11 protein-coding genes and 1 pseudogene are annotated in these 19,738 nt (G+C 39.9%); 6 read left to right on the top strand and 6 right to left on the bottom strand.

All coding sequences use genetic code 11. The features are described 5' to 3' along the window. Positions 1-468: 468 nt before the first annotated feature. Positions 469-667, top strand: a pseudogene (locus tag AC0L4E_RS09375) (hypothetical protein); the annotation flags it as partial. Positions 668-753: 86 nt separating this feature from the next. On the opposite strand, the gene AC0L4E_RS09370 reads toward AC0L4E_RS09375, so the two are convergent. After that, a complete protein-coding gene (locus AC0L4E_RS09370) occupies positions 754-2,847 on the bottom strand; it encodes a glycoside hydrolase family 97 protein (protein ID WP_473678980.1) in 2,094 nt (697 codons plus the stop codon). Positions 2,848-3,297: 450 nt separating this feature from the next. Between AC0L4E_RS09370 and AC0L4E_RS09365 the strand changes: the two genes are divergently transcribed. After that, positions 3,298-5,553, top strand: coding sequence for a molybdopterin-containing oxidoreductase family protein (locus AC0L4E_RS09365; protein WP_473678979.1), 2,256 nt, complete (start codon positions 3,298-3,300; stop codon positions 5,551-5,553). 24 nt (positions 5,554-5,577) lie between these two features. Next, entirely contained in the window at positions 5,578-6,120 is a 543-nt protein-coding gene (locus AC0L4E_RS09360) for a 4Fe-4S dicluster domain-containing protein (RefSeq protein WP_473678978.1), read from the top strand. A gap of 233 nt (positions 6,121-6,353) precedes the next feature. Here the strand turns inward: AC0L4E_RS09360 and AC0L4E_RS09355 are convergent, their stop codons facing one another. Then, positions 6,354-6,797 carry a hypothetical protein gene (locus tag AC0L4E_RS09355; RefSeq protein WP_473678977.1) on the bottom strand — a complete coding sequence of 148 codons (444 nt, stop codon included), beginning with the start codon at positions 6,795-6,797 and terminating at the stop codon, positions 6,354-6,356. Positions 6,798-6,979: 182 nt separating this feature from the next. On the opposite strand from AC0L4E_RS09355, the gene AC0L4E_RS09350 reads away from it, so the two are divergent. Continuing rightward, the gene (locus tag AC0L4E_RS09350) at positions 6,980-7,660 is read left to right on the top strand and encodes a TorD/DmsD family molecular chaperone (protein ID WP_473678976.1); all 681 of its coding nucleotides are present in this window, start codon (positions 6,980-6,982) and stop codon (positions 7,658-7,660) included. Between the two features lie 92 nt (positions 7,661-7,752). On the opposite strand, the gene AC0L4E_RS09345 is transcribed toward AC0L4E_RS09350, so the two are convergent. The 4 genes from AC0L4E_RS09345 to AC0L4E_RS09330 all read right to left on the bottom strand — a co-directional run bounded on the left by AC0L4E_RS09345 (position 7,753) and on the right by AC0L4E_RS09330 (position 16,148). Beyond that, positions 7,753-9,783, bottom strand: coding sequence for an alpha-amylase family protein (locus tag AC0L4E_RS09345; protein ID WP_473678975.1), 2,031 nt, complete (start codon positions 9,781-9,783; stop codon positions 7,753-7,755). A gap of 82 nt (positions 9,784-9,865) precedes the next feature. Continuing rightward, positions 9,866-11,761, bottom strand: coding sequence for a glycoside hydrolase family 13 protein (locus tag AC0L4E_RS09340; protein WP_473678974.1), 1,896 nt, complete (start codon positions 11,759-11,761; stop codon positions 9,866-9,868). Between the two features lie 56 nt (positions 11,762-11,817). Further along, the gene (locus tag AC0L4E_RS09335) at positions 11,818-13,323 is read right to left on the bottom strand and encodes a tryptophan halogenase family protein (protein WP_473678973.1); all 1,506 of its coding nucleotides are present in this window, start codon (positions 13,321-13,323) and stop codon (positions 11,818-11,820) included. Positions 13,324-13,418: 95 nt separating this feature from the next. Continuing rightward, positions 13,419-16,148: a TonB-dependent receptor gene (locus AC0L4E_RS09330; protein WP_473678972.1), complete on the bottom strand. Its 2,730-nt coding sequence runs from the start codon at positions 16,146-16,148 to the stop codon at positions 13,419-13,421. Positions 16,149-16,648: 500 nt separating this feature from the next. Here AC0L4E_RS09330 and AC0L4E_RS09325 point away from each other — a divergent pair, with 500 nt between their 5' ends. Together AC0L4E_RS09325 and AC0L4E_RS09320 are read left to right on the top strand one after the other, a co-directional pair. Continuing rightward, complete coding sequence (locus AC0L4E_RS09325) at positions 16,649-18,277, top strand: alpha-glucosidase family protein (RefSeq protein ID WP_473678971.1); 1,629 nt, start codon at positions 16,649-16,651, stop codon at positions 18,275-18,277. 143 nt (positions 18,278-18,420) lie between these two features. After that, positions 18,421-19,686 (top strand): sugar MFS transporter, encoded by a 1,266-nt coding sequence (locus AC0L4E_RS09320; protein WP_473678970.1) that lies wholly within the window; start codon positions 18,421-18,423, stop codon positions 19,684-19,686. Positions 19,687-19,738: the final 52 nt, after the last annotated feature.

The raw sequence follows: 19,738 nt of genomic DNA, 5'->3' as shown, positions 1-19,738 counted from the left end.
CTGGTTATTCTTGTTAGTTAACTTTGCCAGGTTCCCATTTCGACTTGGTTAAATCGAAAGTTAAAAAAATGGCGAATACTCATCTCCCTTAGACGGGTATTCGCCAAAGACCTCGTATTCTTAACTTCGGTTGATAATGAAGGTAAGAAAGGTACTCAAAACCTGACGCAATCCGATGAAGGTGATGCGTCAGTAACGACCTAGCCCATTCCATCCCCACAAGCAGAGGAAGAAATTTAGCAGGTTTTATATTAGCCTTGCGGCGGAATTTGGCACAACTAATTACATACGTATTCATCATTTTTGCACAACTAAATGCGATCAAATTTGTAACAGAGCTGTGGTTGGAGTATCGAATTTTGAAGGCTCACTTTAGGTTTTATTATTTTAGCTAAGTTAGGGCCTGTTGTTCTTTGCTGGTTAAATTTTGTTCGAGATAAAAGTGTTTTAATTGAGGCGGATGGATTGATGCCTAGTCATCTAAGCAAAATTCATCCAACAAAGAGTAAAACACTTTTAGTCGACCCCTTTGGGCAGCGTTTGTTGGCTATTTTTACTGCGTTATCGATTTTTTATGTAGAAAAAACTACACCACAAAGTCTCTGCCTTGTATAAATGGCCAACAATTCGCTGCAAAAACAACCTTGAAAGATCAACAGACCCTAATGTAAATGAAGAAAAACCTGAAGGCAATGAAGACATTGCACATCAGGCTTTTGGGGGGAGAACTGAGTTTTTAAATCTAGTTTGTTACTAGATTGCTTTAAAGCGGATAGCTGTACCACCACTGGTTGCTAGGGATAAACCTAGAGTGTCTTTCGCTGTGACTGTCTTAGTTTCAATGACATAGTCATAAGGATTCGTCTCCCAGTTAGCTTTGTCACCGTCACGATATATTTGTGCTTGGTATTGTTTATCTGCAGATAAGAAATCTAATTTAATATCTAGCTTACGAGCATTTTCATCAGTCAGAGCACCTAAATACCAATCTTCTGAAGTACGGTCTTTACGGGCAAAAGCAACAAAGTCTCCAATTTCACCAGCAACGGCGATACTCTCACTCCAATCAGTTGGAACATCTTGTATAAACTGAAATGCATCTAAACGCTGAACGTAATTTCGCGGTAAGTCTGCCGCCATTTGTATAGGGCTATATAGAACAACATACAATGCTAACTGTTTAGTGAGGGTGGTTTGCACTCGATTAACCTCATCTAACCCTTTAGGTGCAAGGTCAAAAATGCCCGGAGTGAAATCCATTGGACCTGATAACATACGGGTATAAGGCAAAATAGCGGTATGTTCTGGGTTATTTGGCGGAGTGCCCCAAGCGTTGAACTCTTGTCCTCGCGCACCTTCTCTTGCAATCCAGTTAGGGTAGGTACGACGTAAACCAGTATCTTTAATAGGTTCATGAGTATTGATACTTATGCCGCGTTTAGCAGCTTCAGTGATGCTATGAAGGTATTCATTGACCATGAATTGGCCGTCGTGCCATTCATGTCGTGTAATGCCATTTTCATCGACGTGTTTAATATCACCACCGTCAGCGACGTATCCAGTTTTAATTTGTGTCACGCCATGCTTTTTATATAAATCATAAGCATCACTCATTTGGTTGCGATAATTGGTTACAGAGCCAGAAGTTTCATGATGGCCGATTAAACGAACATTTTTACTGGCGCCATGTTGGCTCACTGCATCAATATCAAAATCATCGTAAGATTCAGTAAAGCTAAATACGTCACCATTATGGAACCAGCTGCCATCCCAACCTAAGTTCCAACCTTCAACTAATACGCCATCAAATCCATATTTGGCGGCAAAATCCATATAACGTTTGGTTTCACTGGTGGTTGCGCCATGTTTCTCTCCTGAGCCCCACGTGTTCTCATTTAAATGCATTCCCCACCAAATACCCACGTATTTGCCTGGTTGCACCCAAGACACATCACCCAGCTTATTTGGCTCATTTAAATTTAAGATCAAATCTGAATTTAACAGTCCTGTGGCTTTTTGAGCGATTTGAATAGTACGCCATGGCGTTGAAAAGCCAGGTTTAGTTTTTACTAGCGTGCCGTCTGACCATGGTGTTAAATCCGCTTTTAGTGTGCCATCTCGTCGTTGATCAAGCACCATAGCGGCGTAGTCAGTTAGAGCTGCTTCATGAATGCTTAAATGAAGGCCAGATTTAAGCTTATAGGTAAACGGGGTATGGGCTCGATCCACTTTATTTACGCTGGTGGTGTTATATAAGTATTCATAACGATTCCAGCCACGACCGGGGATCCACCAAGCAGTGGCATTATGTGAGTCAGGGACAGTAAATTCTGTTAATTCATTAGTGATATTTAATGAAGTTTCAGTGGCAAGAGACTGTTGAGTTGGGACTGTATATCGAAAACCGATACCATCATCAAAAGTTTTGAATTCGACTGTGAAGGTATATTTACCGTTAGAGAATGAAGTTGTTAGCTTGTTATGCTTATCATCTATCCATTCCCGTTCGCCCCAAGGCTGCTGCCAGCGAGACTCAGATGAATTAATCTTGGATGTTGTAATATCAAAACCACTGCCAAACTCCCCCAAAGTTTCAATTACCAAGCCTAAACGCGAGTTTAATACTGCATCTTGGCCATTAAAGCTCACCTTGTATTCAGGTCTATCTCCATCGTCAGTTAAGCTGACAATAATTTGCTTATCAGGAGAACTCACAGTGACCGTTTTTGCCACGACGCTGTTATGTGTAGCAAATAACGCGAAGGCAACCCCAATCGATAGTGTTGAGAGTGTCAATATTCCTAAGGGCGGTTTTGAGTAGCGGAAGGTATTTAACGCGAGTGACATTATAGCTCCATTTTTATTATTGGTTTTCCTTAACCCATAGTAGAGCTGTTAATAATTTAGCTGCAATTTGTTGCATACGTATTCAGCTAAATAACCACAATGTAATTTAGTTTATTCTATAAATTTTAAAAAATGCATATCTAGCAATACTGCAATACTGCAAAAATGAAAAAAACTAATAGTTGTATCAAGCGTATTTTGTTAGGCGAGTGAGAGTTAATGCCAGTGATATTACACCTGTTACGAAATCTAATTTAAGTGGTTATTTATGTGTTATTGCGGCAATGGCTAGAATCGTTTCTGACAAATGTGATTTGCAAAAGCAGCAATTGTGACAACGCTTAAGTTGTAGCTAAATGTATGACAGGATTAGATTTTATTGCTTAAATTTCTACATGGTAAAAGTTTGATTTGCTATGGTTTCTCTTAAATAACAAAAGGGAAAAATCCATGGTGATGAATAGACGTAGCTTTTTAAAAGGCAGCAGCGCATTTGCATTTTCTGCGAGTATTATGGGGTGTTCAAGTAGTGATGATGACAAGACTGAACCGCCAGTAACTGAACCACCAACACCTGAACCAGACGGTGTATTTCACACAACTTGTCCTCGAAACTGCGGTGATAGATGTAGCCTGTTAGTTTCAACAAAAGACGGCGTCGCCGTTTCTATAACAGGGGACCCGTCACACCCAGTTACTGCTGGTACTCCTTGTGTTAAAGGTCATGCATATTTAGAGTCAATATATAGTCCAGAACGTATTCAGCAGCCGATGAGACGTGTTGGTCCACGTGGCCCTGGGGCGACATTTGAGCCGATTACTTGGGAAGAAGCTAACAGTGAAATTGCTGCTAAGTTAAACGCAGTGATCGAGACTTACACTGGTAACGCAATCGTGCCTTATTTCTATTCAGGTTATAGCGGTATTAGTGCAAGCTCAGGTTCAAATCGTTTTTTCAATAAAATTGGCGGTCGTAACTTACAGCGTAATATTTGTGCCAGTGCTGGCTATTCAGGCATGAGTTCAATTTTAGGTGAGTTTTCAGGCCCAAGTCCTGAAGACTATGTAAATACTAAGTGTTTTGTTTCTTGGGGTACCAATGAACAAGCAACCAATATTCATCATCTTAAGTTTATTAATGAAGCCCGTGATAAAGGCGCTAAAATTTTAGTAGTTAACCCTGCTAGAACACCGCTAGCTTCTCAAGCTGATATTTGGCTACAACCAACACCAGGTACTGATGCCACCTTGGTAGTGGGGATTGCTAAAGTATTAATCGAAGAAGGCCTTCATGACACTTCATTTATTGACGCACATACCCAAGATTATGATGCGTTATTAGCACGTTTAGAAGAATTTACCCATGAGCAAATCGAAGTAGATACCGGTGTTTCTAAATCTGAATACCAGTCGTTTGCTAGAGCGTATGCTGAGGCTGAATGTGCGATGATCCGTATTGGCTATGGCCTACAACGTACGCTGAATGGCGGCCGAATGGTTAAAGCAATTCCAACTTTAGCGGCACTGACCGGTAACATAGGTAAAGTTGGTGCTGGTGTGGTTTATCTAAACACCCAAGCTGGTGGCATGTTTGACTGGAGTTACTGTAGTGGTAATCACTTAGCACCTGAAGGCGCTGTAAGAGATACAGTGAACATCAGTGAAATTGGTAAATCATTATTGCCAGAAGACTACCAACATGAAGATGGTCAAGTAGGGCCATTGGCTTATGATGAGCCGTGTGACCCAATCAAAGCGATGATTGTATATTCAAGTAACCCAATTGCGATTGCACCTGACGCTGACTTAATTGAAATCGGCTTAATGCGTGATGATTTATTCTTAGTCGGTATCGATTTATTCCAAACCGATACAATGGATTACGTTGATTACCTATTGCCAACTTCAAGCTACATTGAGCAAGCCAACATGATTGATAGTTATCATTGTTACTATGCTAAGCACAGTACTCAAGCTATTAGTCCGCTATATCAATCAAAGCCTGATACGATTATTTTCCAAGATTTGGCTAAAGCTATGGGTTACAGCGACCCTGAGTTTAACGAAAGTATTGATGATATTTTACGTGGCACTTGGAAAGGTAACATTAGTTACGATGAGTTATGTGTCCAGAATTGGGACAGCCCAGTGGTTGATTACCCATATCGGAAAAATTATGACTTCCCAACACCAAGCGGAAAAATTGAATTTAAAGATACTAGTGGAACATACTTTGATCCTGAAAAATTCAATCCAGTCATTGATACCGGCACACCTGAGTCAGATGAATTTGCAACTAAAGGCATGACAGACGAAGAGAAAGCGCGTGAATTCCGTTTACTTTCACCTGCTCATCCCAAATTGAGTAATTCGCAATGGGCGAACGTTAAATATATCGAAGGTACTTTCCCACAGCATACCGTTTACATACATCCAGATGATGCAATGCGTAAAGGGATCAGTGATGGCGACCAAGTTAAACTCGTTGCCAGTCGCTATGGCCAACGTGATGTGACGATTCAATATACTGCAAGAGTAGAGCCGATGACGCCAGCTGGCACTATCTTCGCTTGGAAAAATGCTTGGAAGAAGCTTAATGAAAATGGGAGTGGTACAGCGATTAATCAGCTGACTAACAGTGAGTTAACCGACATGAACCATGGTTCAACTTTCCACTCAACTCGTGTTGATATCGCATTGGCGTAACCCAATTCATTAAGGAATAAACAAATGACTGAACAAAAATGTTTTGTATTTCGTCAAGAAAACTGTGTAGGTTGTGAAGCATGTACCGTTGCCTGCCAAGCGGGTAAAGATTTAAATGAATTCATTACTTTACGCGATACTAGTCAAGGCGAAAAAACCAATAGCCAAGGCAGACAGGTAGCTGTATTTTTAAGCCAATCTTGTCATCATTGTGCTGATCCGGTTTGTGTTGAGAAGTGTCCTGAAGGGGCAATGGTGCAACGTGCAGATGGTATCGTATATATTGATGATACTATGTGCATTGGCTGTGGAGCATGTAAATTTGCTTGCCCTTACGGCGCGCCTAAAGTTGACCCTAACCGCGGTATTTTATCTAAGTGTGATATGTGTAAAGACCGACTAGCAGAGGGTGAAAAACCGTATTGTGTTCAAGGGTGTCCTGTTCAAGTGCTGGATGTAATGGATCAAAGTGAAGCTCTTGCTTTACCTGGAGCCAGCTTATCGGGCGACGGTCATCAGGATTTAGGTACAGGCCCTTCAACGGTATTCATTAAACTACGTAATTAATATTATAATTTCGATTCATAAAATATTAACTTACTAAAGTTATAATTCGTTAAATTTAAGCCTGAGGAATACTTCTTCAGGCTTTATTTTTTCTTTACATAAAAAAGCCAGCTTTTGCTGGCTATTTTTATTTGTTGATATATCTGTTATCTATATAACTGTTACCAATATAACACTTGTCTAAATTAAAGTTTCATAGTGTCATTTCTATATCTAATACTTTATTACTAGAATTACACTGTGAACCGCGTATTTCTACGTTGATTTAACTCTCTAATATGTTTATCCCAGTTATTACCAACTTGAATAACTGAACTTGCATGATCTAATAAATCTTGGTTATGTGATAAATCAATATCTAAAGCAAATCCTCTCGCTAATGCAATAATTGAATAATCTGTTTTAGTAATTGATTTTTGATTGATGCTGGCATTGATTATAACGCTGAATCCAGAGAAGAAAGCTGATAATAGCTCTGCTTCAGTTAAGCGTTTAGGCAGTGTTTCGACACGTCTAAAATCAGAAATAACAAGGCTTGATAGCTTCCTACATATTGCATCAATCGATTTGGCAGGGTTTGATGATTCAAGCCAAACTGATTCATTTTGTAGGCTTTTTTCAATGGCGCTAGCGAGTTCAGCAGCACGCCATCTCTCTTTGAAACTCATTACTAACATAAATCTACCTATCATGTTCAATAGCAATAATTTAATAATACGACTTATTTATTAATGGATTAATGATCTAAGTCACTGTCTTAAATAAATCGTAAAAATTGTTTTATATTAATTGGAATGTATCACAGACATTAATAATAACCTGAAATAGTATGAAGGTAATTAATTAATAAGGAAATGACATGACTAATGCTGACAACGTTAAATCTATGGCGTTAATGTTTAATCTTTTAGCTGAAATTTTTTATAGAAATCCCGATGAGGATTTAAAGAAAACGATCTCTGAACTGGATACATCATTATTCATAACAAATGGTACTAATTTGCAAGATCCAGTTTCAAAGTTGCTAAATGACATTAAAAGTCATGCCACAGAGCACTCTTTAGCTGAATTAAAACAAGATTTTAATATGTTATTTATTCGTCCTAAAGGAAAACTGGCTTATCCGTGGGGCTCAGTATATCTGAATAAACAAAACCGTTTGTTTGATTTAACCACGTTAGCGTTTATGGAATTCTGTAAAAAATATCAGCTCAATTTCACATTAAGTCAAAATGAGCCTGTTGATCATTTTAGCTTGATGCTGGTGGCATTAATTCATTGTATGGAGCTTGATGAAGCTGAAGAGAACTCTAGCATCAACGACTTTAATGAATCTTTATGTGAACATCCTGAAACCGATAGAGCGGCAACATTACTGCAAAGGCACTTATTGCCTTGGTGCGGGCGTTTTCTGACTTTAGTCAATGAACATAGCCAAACAGGCTTGTACAGTGCAGCTGCGCAATTAAGCGAGTTATTGCTCGCGCAGTTGCAACATGATTATCAGCTGACTATTAAGCCTGTTGAATTGTATAAATAGTCAGACAGTTAATCATTTGCAGGGCATAAAATTAAAGCCAGATAACATCAAGTTATCTGGCTTTTTCATTAGTGTTTAATAAGTTATCGTGATTATAAATCAATCGCCAATATCTGAGACTCTAATGGCTTTAGTGTTACTTTTATCTCTCCAAGTCCTTGTGCAACATTGAGTTGATGAGACTGTTGCTGTTGAGGTTGGAGTAAATTACTGACGTCATGCTGACCTTGAGTTAAATTGGCCGTGTTGACCAACTCAGACGGTAAAGTCAATGTGAATGAGGTGGTATCACTTTGGCTAAAATTACTGATAACAATCAAAAATTGTTTTTCATTGTAGCGGCTAAAAGCAAATGTTTTATCGTTATAGTTATTTAAGTCTGAATTAATATCAGTAGTAGCAGTAGCCTTATCGATAGTGTTATCAGCAGTACGATTACTCGTATCAAGCTCAAAGTACTGACCGCTCAGCGCTGGTGCTGTATGGCTTAAGTTCATTAAGGTTTGATAATAATGACGTAAGGACTTTTCTTGCTCACTAGACTGGCCGCCGTCAAATTTGCCGTTGTTCATCCAACGTTGATGAGCTGGTACGCCGACATAATCGAAGATACTGGTTCTAGTTGGCTGTCCAAAGCCTGCATTTTCAGCGCCTTGCTCACCGACATCTTGGCCAAAATACAGTAAGGTTGGTGATCGACTAATAGTAGTTGAAATCACCATCGCTGGTAGCGCGGCCTCTGGACTGCCTGCAAAATCTTGTGTGTTGATACGCTGTTCATCGTGGTTTTCAAGAAAGTGCAGCATATGCTCTTCAATATCCATCACTTTTGCTTGGTCTACTGCAATTTGAGCGGTGGACTCTTCACCATGAATAATATCTTTTAAAGTGTCGTATAAATCGACTTTATCGTAGAGGTAATCCATTTTTCCTAAGTGAATGTAATCACGATAAAGACTGGGGTTATATACCTCAGCTAATAAGAAAGCATTTGTGTTGTGATGTTTAATGTTGCTGTTGAGATAACTCCAAAACTCTACTGGCACCATTTCAGCCATATCATAACGAAATCCATCAACACCTTTGGCTAGCCAGAACTCGGTGATGTCTTTAAATTTTATCCAAGAATCTGGAATGTCGGTGGCATCTGTCGATTGCCAAAAAGCATAATGCTCAGCTGATGACTTTTCCGCATAATTAGCAGGTAGAGTAGGGAAGTCATGGCTGCCATCTGGCTTTACTCCATAATTTACTTTGACCGTTTCATACCAGTCATTTGCATCAGGTTTAGCTAACCGAGAACCATTTCCAGTCCATTTTGCTGGGATTTCAGTAAATTTCCCATCCGATAATGGATGTTGCTCGCCACCTAATGGTTGATAGTTATTGCTAGCATCTGGCACGCTGAAACTTTCACCAACAACATAATAAAAGTTATTATTTTTAGCGTATTCAACTTGGGTGTTATCCTGCTGGCCAAACTGACGATTGCTAGGGAGTTCACTCTGCTGCTCTAGTGAAACGTAATTGCGCGCCACGTGGTTTGGCACAATATCAATGATGACTTGCATTCCGTTTTGATGAGTTCGTGCAATTAATGCTTCAAATTCGGCTAAGCGCTGCTGTGGGTTATCGGCTAGATCTGGATTGACGTTGTAATAATCTTTAACGGCATAAGGTGAGCCCGCGCGGCCTTTAACTACATCTGGATCATCATTGCTAATTCCAATATTAGTATAGTCATTGATTAACGCATGGTGCGGGATCCCAGTGTACCAAAGGTGGGTTGTCCCTAATGATTTAATATCTTGCAGTGCAGTATCAGTAAAATCGCTAAACTTACCAACACCATTTTCATCTATTGTGCCCCAAGGTTTATTGGTGGTATTGGTATTTCCGTAAAGACGGGTGAATACTTGGTATACAACAGGTTTACCTTGTAATGGGGTTGCACTGCTTAACGTATTTGACGTGTCTTCTTTGACTATTTGGTCATTTTTAAGCGCCATCACGGTTGATGTATTGTTACTACTCTGTCCTGAACAGCCACTAAGGATGAGTGATAAGGAAAGTGTAAGACTCAATACTGGCAAACTTGAAATCGTTGTCGGTTTTAATTGCATATCTGTCTCTTTTGACTGATGTTAATTTTGTTTTTATATGCTGAATCGTATAAATAGCGTCACTACAGTTGGCTAAGTTCGATTAGTTTAAGCTTAAGATAATGACACCTTTTTCTTTTAAAGTGAGCGGCTTATCTAATGAATACGAATGTTGGTTAAAGATATTGGTACCGGTTTTGTTATCTTTAATCACAGCGTTAAAGCGAGATAGGTCTAACTCTATCGGGTTATCATTTTTGTTATATATGATCATGGCATTTTCTGATTGACCATCTTTTTGATAGCTTCTAGCTTGAACATATACCCCATCTTTTGGCACGTAGTGAGATAATTTACCTTGTTGTAGCGCAAGGGAGCTTTTACGGAAGTTCAGCAAGGTTTTGTTAAACGTTAAAGCATCGATTTGAGCGGGGCTTAAGTTTTGCTGAGTGAATACATTAACCTCATCGTTTTCCCATCCCCCAGGAAAGTCACTTCGGACAAGTCCATCGTTACGATCTTTAGTCGGGCTTTCCATTAACACTTCTGTACCATAAAACATTTGAGGTATGCGGTTACTGGTCATTACATATACCATGACCATTTTATAAAGAGCCATATCATCCTGCATCAAGCTGAATAGTCGGTTGGTATCATGGTTGCCTTCAAATAACACTAAATCCGTTGGTTTTGCATAGACCACATCGTTAGCAAGCATTTCGTACAAGTTTATAAGGCCGCTGCCCCAATCTTCATTTTCAGTTAGGCTTGAAATAATCACTTCATATAAAGGAAAGTCCATCATGCTTGGAGTATGTGATACATATCCGTCGGCATTTTGTTTACCAGCTTGCCAGTAACTGACGGTAATTGGGTTATCTGTCCACTCTTCACCAACGATATTAAAATTCGGATACTCATCCATAATGGCTTTAGACCAGCGAGTTAGAAACGTTTTATCGGCATAAGAATAGGTGTCTTCACGAATACCACTTATCCCCGCATACTCAACCCACCAAATACTATTCTGGATGAGATAGTTAGCCATGAACTCATCTTTTTGGTTCATGTCAGGCATGGTGTCAGTGAACCAGCCATTTTCAAATTCAGCTCTATCATTTTCCATCGCATAAGGGCCTTGCACTGTGGTTCTGCGATGACTGGTATACATGATGTCTTTTGGATTCTGCTGCCACTCTTTTTGACCATTTATCCAGCTTGAAGTAGGAAAATCTGCCATCCATCGATGACCAGATCCCATGTGATTAACAATCACATCTTTAATAACACCAATGCCAAATTGTTGCGCTTCTTCTACTAAGGATTTGTATTCTTCGTTACTACCAAATCGTGGATCAATTTTGTAAAAATCAGTGGTGGAATAACCATGATAGGAATACTTAGCTTGGTTATTTTCAAGCAGTGGGTTAATCCATAATTGAGTGATGCCCAGCTCTTGTAAATAAGGCAAGGCTTTACGGATCCCCATGATATCGCCGCCATGACGACCGTCTTTATCAGAACGATTAACCGTTTCTAACATGCTTGGATGATTGTCATTGTCTGCATTACCGTTTACAAATCGGTCAGGGGTAATGAGGTAAATAACATCTTTATTACTAAAACCTTGTCGCTCTCGAGAACCAGTGGCTCTTGCTTGGATGGGGTAATTAATACTTTGGACAAATTTATCATTGTCATAAAGTCCAAATTGCAGTGTTTGCGGCTCTGCATGTTTTAAATCTAGATCGATAAATAAATGGTTTTGACTGCTTGATTGATGAACTTGTGTAAGTTTTACGCCTTGAGATTGCTCAAGTTTAATTTGCAATTGACTGATATTTTCGCCATAAACCAACAATTGAAGTTGGCTATTTTCCATGTCTGCCCACCATGATTCAGGCTCAACAGTTAAATTAATAATTTGTGAAAATGCCGGTGCAGAAAACATCAAGCTAACAAGCAATGAGTAGGCAAATGTATGTGGCTGACGAGTCATGTTATAAACCTTTTCTTCAGTAAAGTTTGTTCTTAGTTTTTAGTTTTTATTTATATTTATAAGCGTTTGATGAATTCATCGTGACTAGGCATTTTATCAACAGCTCTAGCAATGATTTGTTCGACGTTAGACAAAAACTCGTTGAGATCAGGCTGACTTATACCATTGGCTAACGGGTTATAATCCAAAGGTGTAATACCTTGCCCTAACAAAACTTGTATCCATGCCGCCTCGGTAAATAACTCATCTTGATAGCGGGTGACAGTGCCTGTTGCACTGAATAAATCTATCTTCTGTTGTAATGATTCAGGAATAGGCATATCACGGCACTGCTGCCATAAATCAGCTGTGTTAGGTATGTTAGGTGAGTTAGTTCGTTGATTTACGTGATAGTGCAAAATAATAAAATCGCGGATTTGCTCAAACTCACGTTGTGACTGACGGTTATATTCATCAATATTCGTTTGTTGAATGCCATTGTGAGGAAAAAACTTTGTTAGTCGGATGATGGCTGATTGAACCAGATGTAAGCTAGTTGATTCAAGAGGCTCTAAAAATCCGCTAGATAAACCAATAGCCACACAGTTTTTATGCCACTGTTTTTCGCGGCGTCCGGTTTTAAATTTTATTTTTCGGGGTTCTGCTAACGGTTTGCCGTCTAAATTTTTAAGCAGCAGGGTTTTAGCTTCATCATCTGAGATATGTTTACTGCTATAAACTAAACCATTACCAGTACGATGTTGCAGTGGAATACGCCATTGCCAACCAGCATTGTGGGCAATAGAGCGAGTGAAGGGCACTAATGGTTCAGATCGTTCACATGGCACGGCATAAGCGCTATCGCAAGGTAGCCAGTGTTGCCAGTTTTCATAACCTACGTTAAGTTGTTTCTCGATCAATAATGCAGCAAAGCCTGAGCAATCTATGAATAAGTCGCCTTTAATCACTTGGCCGTCTTTAAGCAATACGGATTCAATATCACCTTGAGCAGTTAACTGAGCTGAAGTGATTAAGCCCTCTATCCGTTTTACTGATAAATTTTCGCTGTATTGCCTAAGCATTTGCGCATAAAGCGTGGCGTCAAAATGATACGCGTGAGTTATGCCAGCTAATGGAGAGCCTGCAACACTATTCATAATATCGAATTTATTGGTTTTAGCAGCCTGATAATTTAAAGAGTAGTTCCAAAAAGACATGGTATCCTGCGGGTTCGACTTTAACCAATAGTGATGAAATTGGGTGTATCCAATGTCTTTGCCGATATCTCCGAATGCATGCATGTAACTGTCATTTTGCTTGCCCCAATTTTCGAATTGAATTCCTAACTTGTAACTGGCTTGGGTTTGTTTGATAAAGTCAGCTTCTTTAATGCCAAGCACACTATTAAATATTTGCAGTGGAGGGATGGTAGCTTCACCGACGCCAATCGTGCCAATATCTTCTGATTCGATAAGAGTGATATTAAGTTGGTTTTTAAAAAGTCTTACTAGCATGGCTGCAGTCATCCAACCTGATGTACCACCGCCTACAATTACAATGTCTTTTATATTGTTGTTATTCATAGTAATCGCCTTTGTTTATTTTAAATCTATGAGTAAAAAAGCCCCTGTAACAGGTTACAGAGGCTTAATTTTCATTACGCGTTCTTAATCAGAGATTAGAACTTGTAGTTCGCTCCAAGCATGTAGTTACGACCATAATTTTGGTAGTCACGTACATGGCGAGCATCATCACCTGTGTAAGATGTGAATGGCTCATTGGTTAAGTTATTCACTTGGAACAATACTGATAAACCGTATAAGGCATCAATACCACTATCAGAGAAGTCATAACCTACTTGTGCATCAACAACCGTTTCAGCTTTAACGTTAACGTTTTGACGAGTCAAACTAATTGCTGTTACTTCACCTAAGAAGTCACTACGGTAGCGAGAGCTGACACGTGCTTCAAAGCCTGAGTTTTCGTAGTAAACCGTAGCGTTGAAGGTTTTTTCAGATAAACCAGGAAGGGTAGTTGGATCACTGTCTGGTGTTTCTTTAACTTCACTGTCGTTATACGAACCACTCATTACAGTACCAAAGCCAGATAGCACATCAGCAAATTGACCGAAGTCTAATGAGAATGATGCTTCAATACCTTGTACATAACCACCATCACCATTTTGTGGCTGGGTAACTAAACCAATAGGGTTATCACCTGGGTTTTGCGGCAAAATAGTACTGAAATCAAATGCTGACTGTTGGTCATATACATAGTTTTCTAGGTCTTTATAGAAAACTGCAACTGCAAAGTAACCTTGATCACTGAAGTAGTTTTCGTAGCTGATGTCATATTGACGCGCCATCCAAGGACGTAATTCAACATTACCCGCACTACCTGACCAGTTCACACCGTCATTAGGGTTTTCGTTGTAGCTAAAGTTAACGTTTGCGTTCATTTTATCCATACGTGCACGAGTTAACGTACGCGCTGCAGCAAAACGAAGCATTTGACCGTCAGCAATGGCTAAACCTAAGTTGATGCTTGGTAACCATTCAACATAATCATCACCAGCTGTTCGTGGAGTTAGAACAACTTCACCGTTTTCAACGGTTGCGACTGTACCATCTGAACTTTGATCACTATGTACTGCTTGTAAACCAACGTTACCCGTTAATGGTAAGTCAAATAATTCAGTTTCTAGATTTGCCATTACATAAGCAGTTGAGATTTCTTCGTAAACGCCCCAAGAGTTTGTTGCACGAGATAAGTCAACATTTGCTACGTCAGTTTCTGTGTAATTACCGTCGTTATAAAAAGCTAAAGAATCATAACTTAACACATCACCCATACCGAAGAAGTCCAGTGAAGTTGGGCTAAGTAGGTATTGATCCGGTACAGTCATGACGTAGTTTGGATCTGTTCCGTCATAGCCTTTAAGGGTTAAGTAATAACCTTTATCAAGCTTAGTTTTGTCACGGTCAGTGCGGTTAACACCAAACTCGATGCTACGCATTATGCCTTCGTCAAACACATATTCAGCGCTTAAACGGAAAGACTTCAATTCATCTTCAATTTCTGGCTTATTGATAAAACCATCTTGGGTGTTTGCGCCAAGAGGGCTACCCCAACCAAGTGGATCACCTAATTTAATAACGTTTGGATCTGAATAATCTAATCCGTGAGTAAAGTTGTAACCACCGTCGCCATTGTAAGCAAAACCTAAATCATCAACTGCGCCAACACCAGTTCCACGGCCTGTACCGCTGTAGCTTTCCATACCGATATCAGTACGTTCAGCTTTTGAAAGTGCGATATCAGCCTCAATGGACCAGCTGTCAGATAAGAAGAACTTGTTATTCCAACCAACAGATAAAGATTCTGCATCACGTTTGTTGACGTCATTACGAACAACAACTTCAGCACCTCGAATCACACCTTCAGTCACTAAACCATCTTCAGTATTAGTTGCTTCAATGCCGCCGTTTGCACCCCATTGAGCCGGAATCTCGATGCCTCGTAAACGTTGGTCATCGGTGAATTTTGAGTAATAAAGGTCTACTGTTGTGTGGTAAAAATCATTGGGTGCATACTCAAAAACAGCTAATACACCGTCGCGTTCAAGTTCAGATGAACGAACAAATGGTTTCGCACCACCAAGTACATCTGGGTTAGTATCGACATAATCTAATTTCGGGTAACCCCATGCTTGCCAGCGCTCTTCTTGGTTAGGTGACTGCATGCGGGCATAACCTAATGCGATACCAATAGTGTCATCCGCAAATTGGTCAATGTATGAAATGCTGCCACGATAACCCGTGTCTTCAGAACCACTGTTCAATGCGCCAAGGTCATTCATTTCGCCACGTAAGCCGATAGCAAAAGTTTGCTCACCGTGTGCTAGCGGGCTAATTGTTTGCATATCAACTGTACCACCAATGGCTTGCGCCATAACTGATGCATCAGGTGTTTTATATACAACAACTCGATTTAATAATTCAGAAGGGTATTGGTCAAATTCAACGCCGCGGTTGTCGTTAACAGAAGCCTGTTCACGTCCGTTTAGAGTAGCGGTTGTGAAATCTGGTCCCATACCACGGATAGAGATGACGTTTGCACGACCATCAAGACGCTGGGCTGATACACCTGGTAGACGTGCTAGTGATTCAGCAATACTGACATCAGGTAGTTTACCGATATCTTCAGCTGAGATAGCTTCAACGATTGATGATGAAGACATCTTCAATGATTGAGACTCTTGCAAGCTACGGCGAATACCGGTGACTTTTAGTACTTCAATTGATTCATCTGCAGAAACAGCATCTTCTGCTTCAGCTGCGAAACCGTACATACTTGTACTGGCAGCAACCATTGCTAACGTCAGTAAGCTTGGTTTAAATAGCGACATCCATCTTTCCCCTTCTGAATGGCCAATAGCTCTTAATGTGTAAGGTAGAGCTATTAGATTTCTATTATTTATAATTACAGTCTTTATAGTATTTCCTTCAGCTTGCTTAATTGACTGCATAAGCGCTGAGGTATATTTCCGTTTTGTTGCGGAACAGTGAAGATACTACTCCTAGCTTTCTTTCCCCGACAACGTTATGCATACGTATTCAAAGGATCTGCAGGCTAAAAATGACTGTTTTTTTACTTTTAGTTAACATTCAAAAGTCATATTTGAGACTCTTTAAGTGTATGAATTGTAGCACTTAAATGTGTTGTAAGTATTTTTTAAAACTGTATTAATTCTTTGCATACGTATGCAGCTCTATTGAACCTGATTTCCATAATCACGTATCCTCGAGTCAATTAAATAATAATGACGACCTGTTACTGGGTCGCAACAAAGGGTTAACTACGTCAAGTTTGTGTAGTAGTTGATTCGCTTATTACAGAGGGTGTGCAATGAGTCAGTTATCATGGTGGCGCGGCGGAGTGATATACCAGGTATATCCACGAAGTCTGATGGATTCCAACGGAGATGGAGTAGGTGATTTACAAGGAATTATTGCCAAACTTGATTACATTGCTAGTTTAAATGTCGATGCGATTTGGATATCGCCATTCTTTAAATCACCGATGAAAGACTTTGGTTATGACATTAGTGATTACCTTGATGTCGACCCTATGTTTGGTTCGATGAAAGACTTTGATGAATTGATTGCTAAAGCACATGAGTTAAATATCAAAGTTGTTATCGATCAAGTGCTAAGTCATACCTCTGATGAACATGCTTGGTTTAAGCAAAGTAAATTAAGCCGCGATAACGATAAAGCTGACTGGTATGTGTGGGCTGATCCACAAGAAGATGGCACTGCTCCAAATAACTGGTTAGCCATTTTTGGCGGATGTGCTTGGGAGTGGGAACCTCGTCGTCAACAGTACTATTTACACAACTTCCTAAAAAGTCAGCCTGATTTAAACTTCCATAACCCAGAAGTGAGACAAGCTGTTTTAGATAACGTCGAATTTTGGCTTAAAAAGGGCGTTGATGGATTCCGTTTAGATGCTATTACTTTTTGTTATCATGACGAACAGCTTCGAGATAATCCTGCAAAACCCAAAGAACAACGTCAAGGTCGCGGTTTTAGTGAAGATAATCCATATGCTTATCAGTACCACTATTACAATAACACTCGCCCACAAACCGTTGGCTTTATTGAAGACTTACGTTCGCTAATCAATCAATATCCTGGTGCAGTAACCTTAGGTGAAGTGTCTTCAGAAGACTCTCTTGCCACCATGGCTGAGTACACTCAAGGCGATGATCGCTTACACATGGCCTACAGTTTTGAGCTACTGACTAATGATTTTAGCGCGGCTTATATACGTCAAACGGTAGAAGAACTTGAAGCCAGTATTGGCGACGGTTGGCCTTGCTGGGCTATTGGTAATCACGATGTTCAGCGAGTCGCTACACGTTGGGGCAAAGGTGAAAGCAATCCTGACTTAGTTAAAATGCTAAATGGTTTACTGTGTTCATTGCGTGGCAGTGTATGTAGTTATCAAGGTGAAGAACTAGGTTTAACTGAAGCTCCTATTGAATTTGAACAGCTCCAAGATCCGTTTGGTATTGCTTTTTGGCCAATGTTTAAAGGTCGTGATGGCTGCAGAACGCCAATGCCTTGGGTTAAAGAGCATCAACAAGCTGGTTTTAGCGAAAATAACCAAGCTTGGTTACCTATTCCTGATGCCCATAAAGCATTATCAGTCGACTTGCAGGAGGCCAATCCTGATTCAAGTTTGCATGCATACCGTCACTTTTTGGCTTGGCGTAAGCAATATCCTGCGTTAGTTGCTGGTGATATTCAGTTTATCGATACCAATGAACCAGTATTAGCTTTCACTCGTCAATTTGAAACTCAAACTTTGTTAGTGGTATTTAACCTGGCAAATAGTGCTAACCAGTTTAATGTTTCGAGCTTCTCAATCAAGCAAGTTATCGACAATCATGGCTTAGCGTCTGGTGAACTCGTTGACGGAAAGACCTTAAAACTTGCAGCATTTAATAGCTTTTATGCCGTCATTGATTAAATGCTAAAACAGCAACCTTAGGTTGCTGTTTTACTTTACAGCTTGGACATTGAGCTTAGTTACCTATAAAGCTCAATCCTCAATATTTACACAATCAATATTTACAAAATCATTTTTTATACAATAACAAGAGTACCTTAATTATGGCCTCAACAATTACAAGCGGCGCTACAACCGTTAGCCATTCAGGCGATGGTAAATATCGTTTTGCATTGGTATCACTGACTTCATTGTTTTTTATGTGGGGTTTTATCACCTGCTTAAACGACATTTTAATCCCTCATTTAAAAGCGGTGTTTTCATTAAGCTATACCGAAGCCATGCTGATTCAGTTTTGTTTTTTTGGTGCTTATTTTTTAGTGTCTCTTCCGGCTGGTAAGTTAGTTAAAAAGTTGGGTTATCAACGTGGGATAGTGACGGGTCTTGTTATAGCAAGTTTTGGTTGCGCATTGTTTTATCCCGCAGCCGACTTTGCCGTTTATGGCTTATTTCTTGGCGCACTATTTGTACTTGCATCTGGAATTACCATTTTACAAGTAGCAGCCAATCCATACGTTAATGCATTGGGAAGTGAAGAAACGGCTTCAAGTCGTTTAAATCTAACTCAAGCGTTTAATGCGCTTGGAACGACTGTTGCTCCATATTTTGGTGCAATACTCATATTATCGGTAGCAACAGGTGCCGTTGGTGAGTTAAGTCATTCGCAAGCAGAAGCTGAAGTTGTAAAAATGCCTTATCTTTTCCTTGCTGCGACTTTAGCGGTATTGGCGGTAATTTTCGCCAAATTGAAACTACCAGTCATTGAAGCACACGTTGAACAAAACACGACGGGTGAAGTGACCTACAAAGGTAAAACTAGTGCACTGCAAAGTACTCATCTTGTTTTAGGTGCAGTAGGTATTTTTGTATATGTTGGCGCTGAAGTCTCAATTGGTAGTTTCTTAGTCAACTTTTTAGGCGAGGAGCACATTGTTGGGCTTCAAGAAGCAGATGCCGCAAAATACATTACGTATTATTGGGGCGGGGCGATGATTGGTCGCTTTATCGGCTCAGCAGTGATGCAAAAGATTTCAGCAGGCAAAGTATTAGCTTTTAATGGCTTAATGGCTGCCGTTTTAGTATTAGTTGCAATGTATACCAGTGGTGAAATTGCGATGTGGGCAATATTGGCTGTTGGTTTGTTCAATTCAATTATGTTCCCAACAATTTTTAGTTTAGCACTCAGAGATCTTGGTCCACATACTTCTCAAGGCAGTGGCTTCTTATGTCTAGCGATAGTAGGTGGTGCAATTATTCCTTTATTACAAGGGGTAATGGCTGACTCTATGGGCTTACAACCAGCATTCATTTTACCTGTTGTGTGTTATGCATTTATCGTGTTTTATGGCGCGAAAGGTTCTCAAATGTAATTCTGCAGAATGACATGTTTTATTTGTTAAACTTAAGCAGCCACTCGGCTGC

Source organism: Shewanella sp. GJ50-10, assembly GCF_055808815.1.
Note: the sequence above shows the minus strand (reverse complement) of the source record. Positions and strands in the feature narration are given on the sequence as shown.

Excerpts from the sequence above, each read along its gene's own strand:
- AC0L4E_RS09370 (WP_473678980.1), bottom strand. The coding sequence starts at position 2,847 with ATGTCACTCGCGTTAAATACCTTCCGCTACTCAAAACCGCCCTTAGGA.
- AC0L4E_RS09365 (WP_473678979.1), top strand. The coding sequence starts at position 3,298 with ATGGTGATGAATAGACGTAGCTTTTTAAAAGGCAGCAGCGCATTTGCA.
- AC0L4E_RS09360 (WP_473678978.1), top strand. The coding sequence starts at position 5,578 with ATGACTGAACAAAAATGTTTTGTATTTCGTCAAGAAAACTGTGTAGGT.
- AC0L4E_RS09355 (WP_473678977.1), bottom strand. The coding sequence starts at position 6,797 with ATGTTAGTAATGAGTTTCAAAGAGAGATGGCGTGCTGCTGAACTCGCT.
- AC0L4E_RS09350 (WP_473678976.1), top strand. The coding sequence starts at position 6,980 with ATGACTAATGCTGACAACGTTAAATCTATGGCGTTAATGTTTAATCTT.
- AC0L4E_RS09345 (WP_473678975.1), bottom strand. The coding sequence starts at position 9,783 with ATGCAATTAAAACCGACAACGATTTCAAGTTTGCCAGTATTGAGTCTT.
- AC0L4E_RS09340 (WP_473678974.1), bottom strand. The coding sequence starts at position 11,761 with ATGACTCGTCAGCCACATACATTTGCCTACTCATTGCTTGTTAGCTTG.
- AC0L4E_RS09335 (WP_473678973.1), bottom strand. The coding sequence starts at position 13,323 with ATGAATAACAACAATATAAAAGACATTGTAATTGTAGGCGGTGGTACA.
- AC0L4E_RS09330 (WP_473678972.1), bottom strand. The coding sequence starts at position 16,148 with ATGTCGCTATTTAAACCAAGCTTACTGACGTTAGCAATGGTTGCTGCC.
- AC0L4E_RS09325 (WP_473678971.1), top strand. The coding sequence starts at position 16,649 with ATGAGTCAGTTATCATGGTGGCGCGGCGGAGTGATATACCAGGTATAT.
- AC0L4E_RS09320 (WP_473678970.1), top strand. The coding sequence starts at position 18,421 with ATGGCCTCAACAATTACAAGCGGCGCTACAACCGTTAGCCATTCAGGC.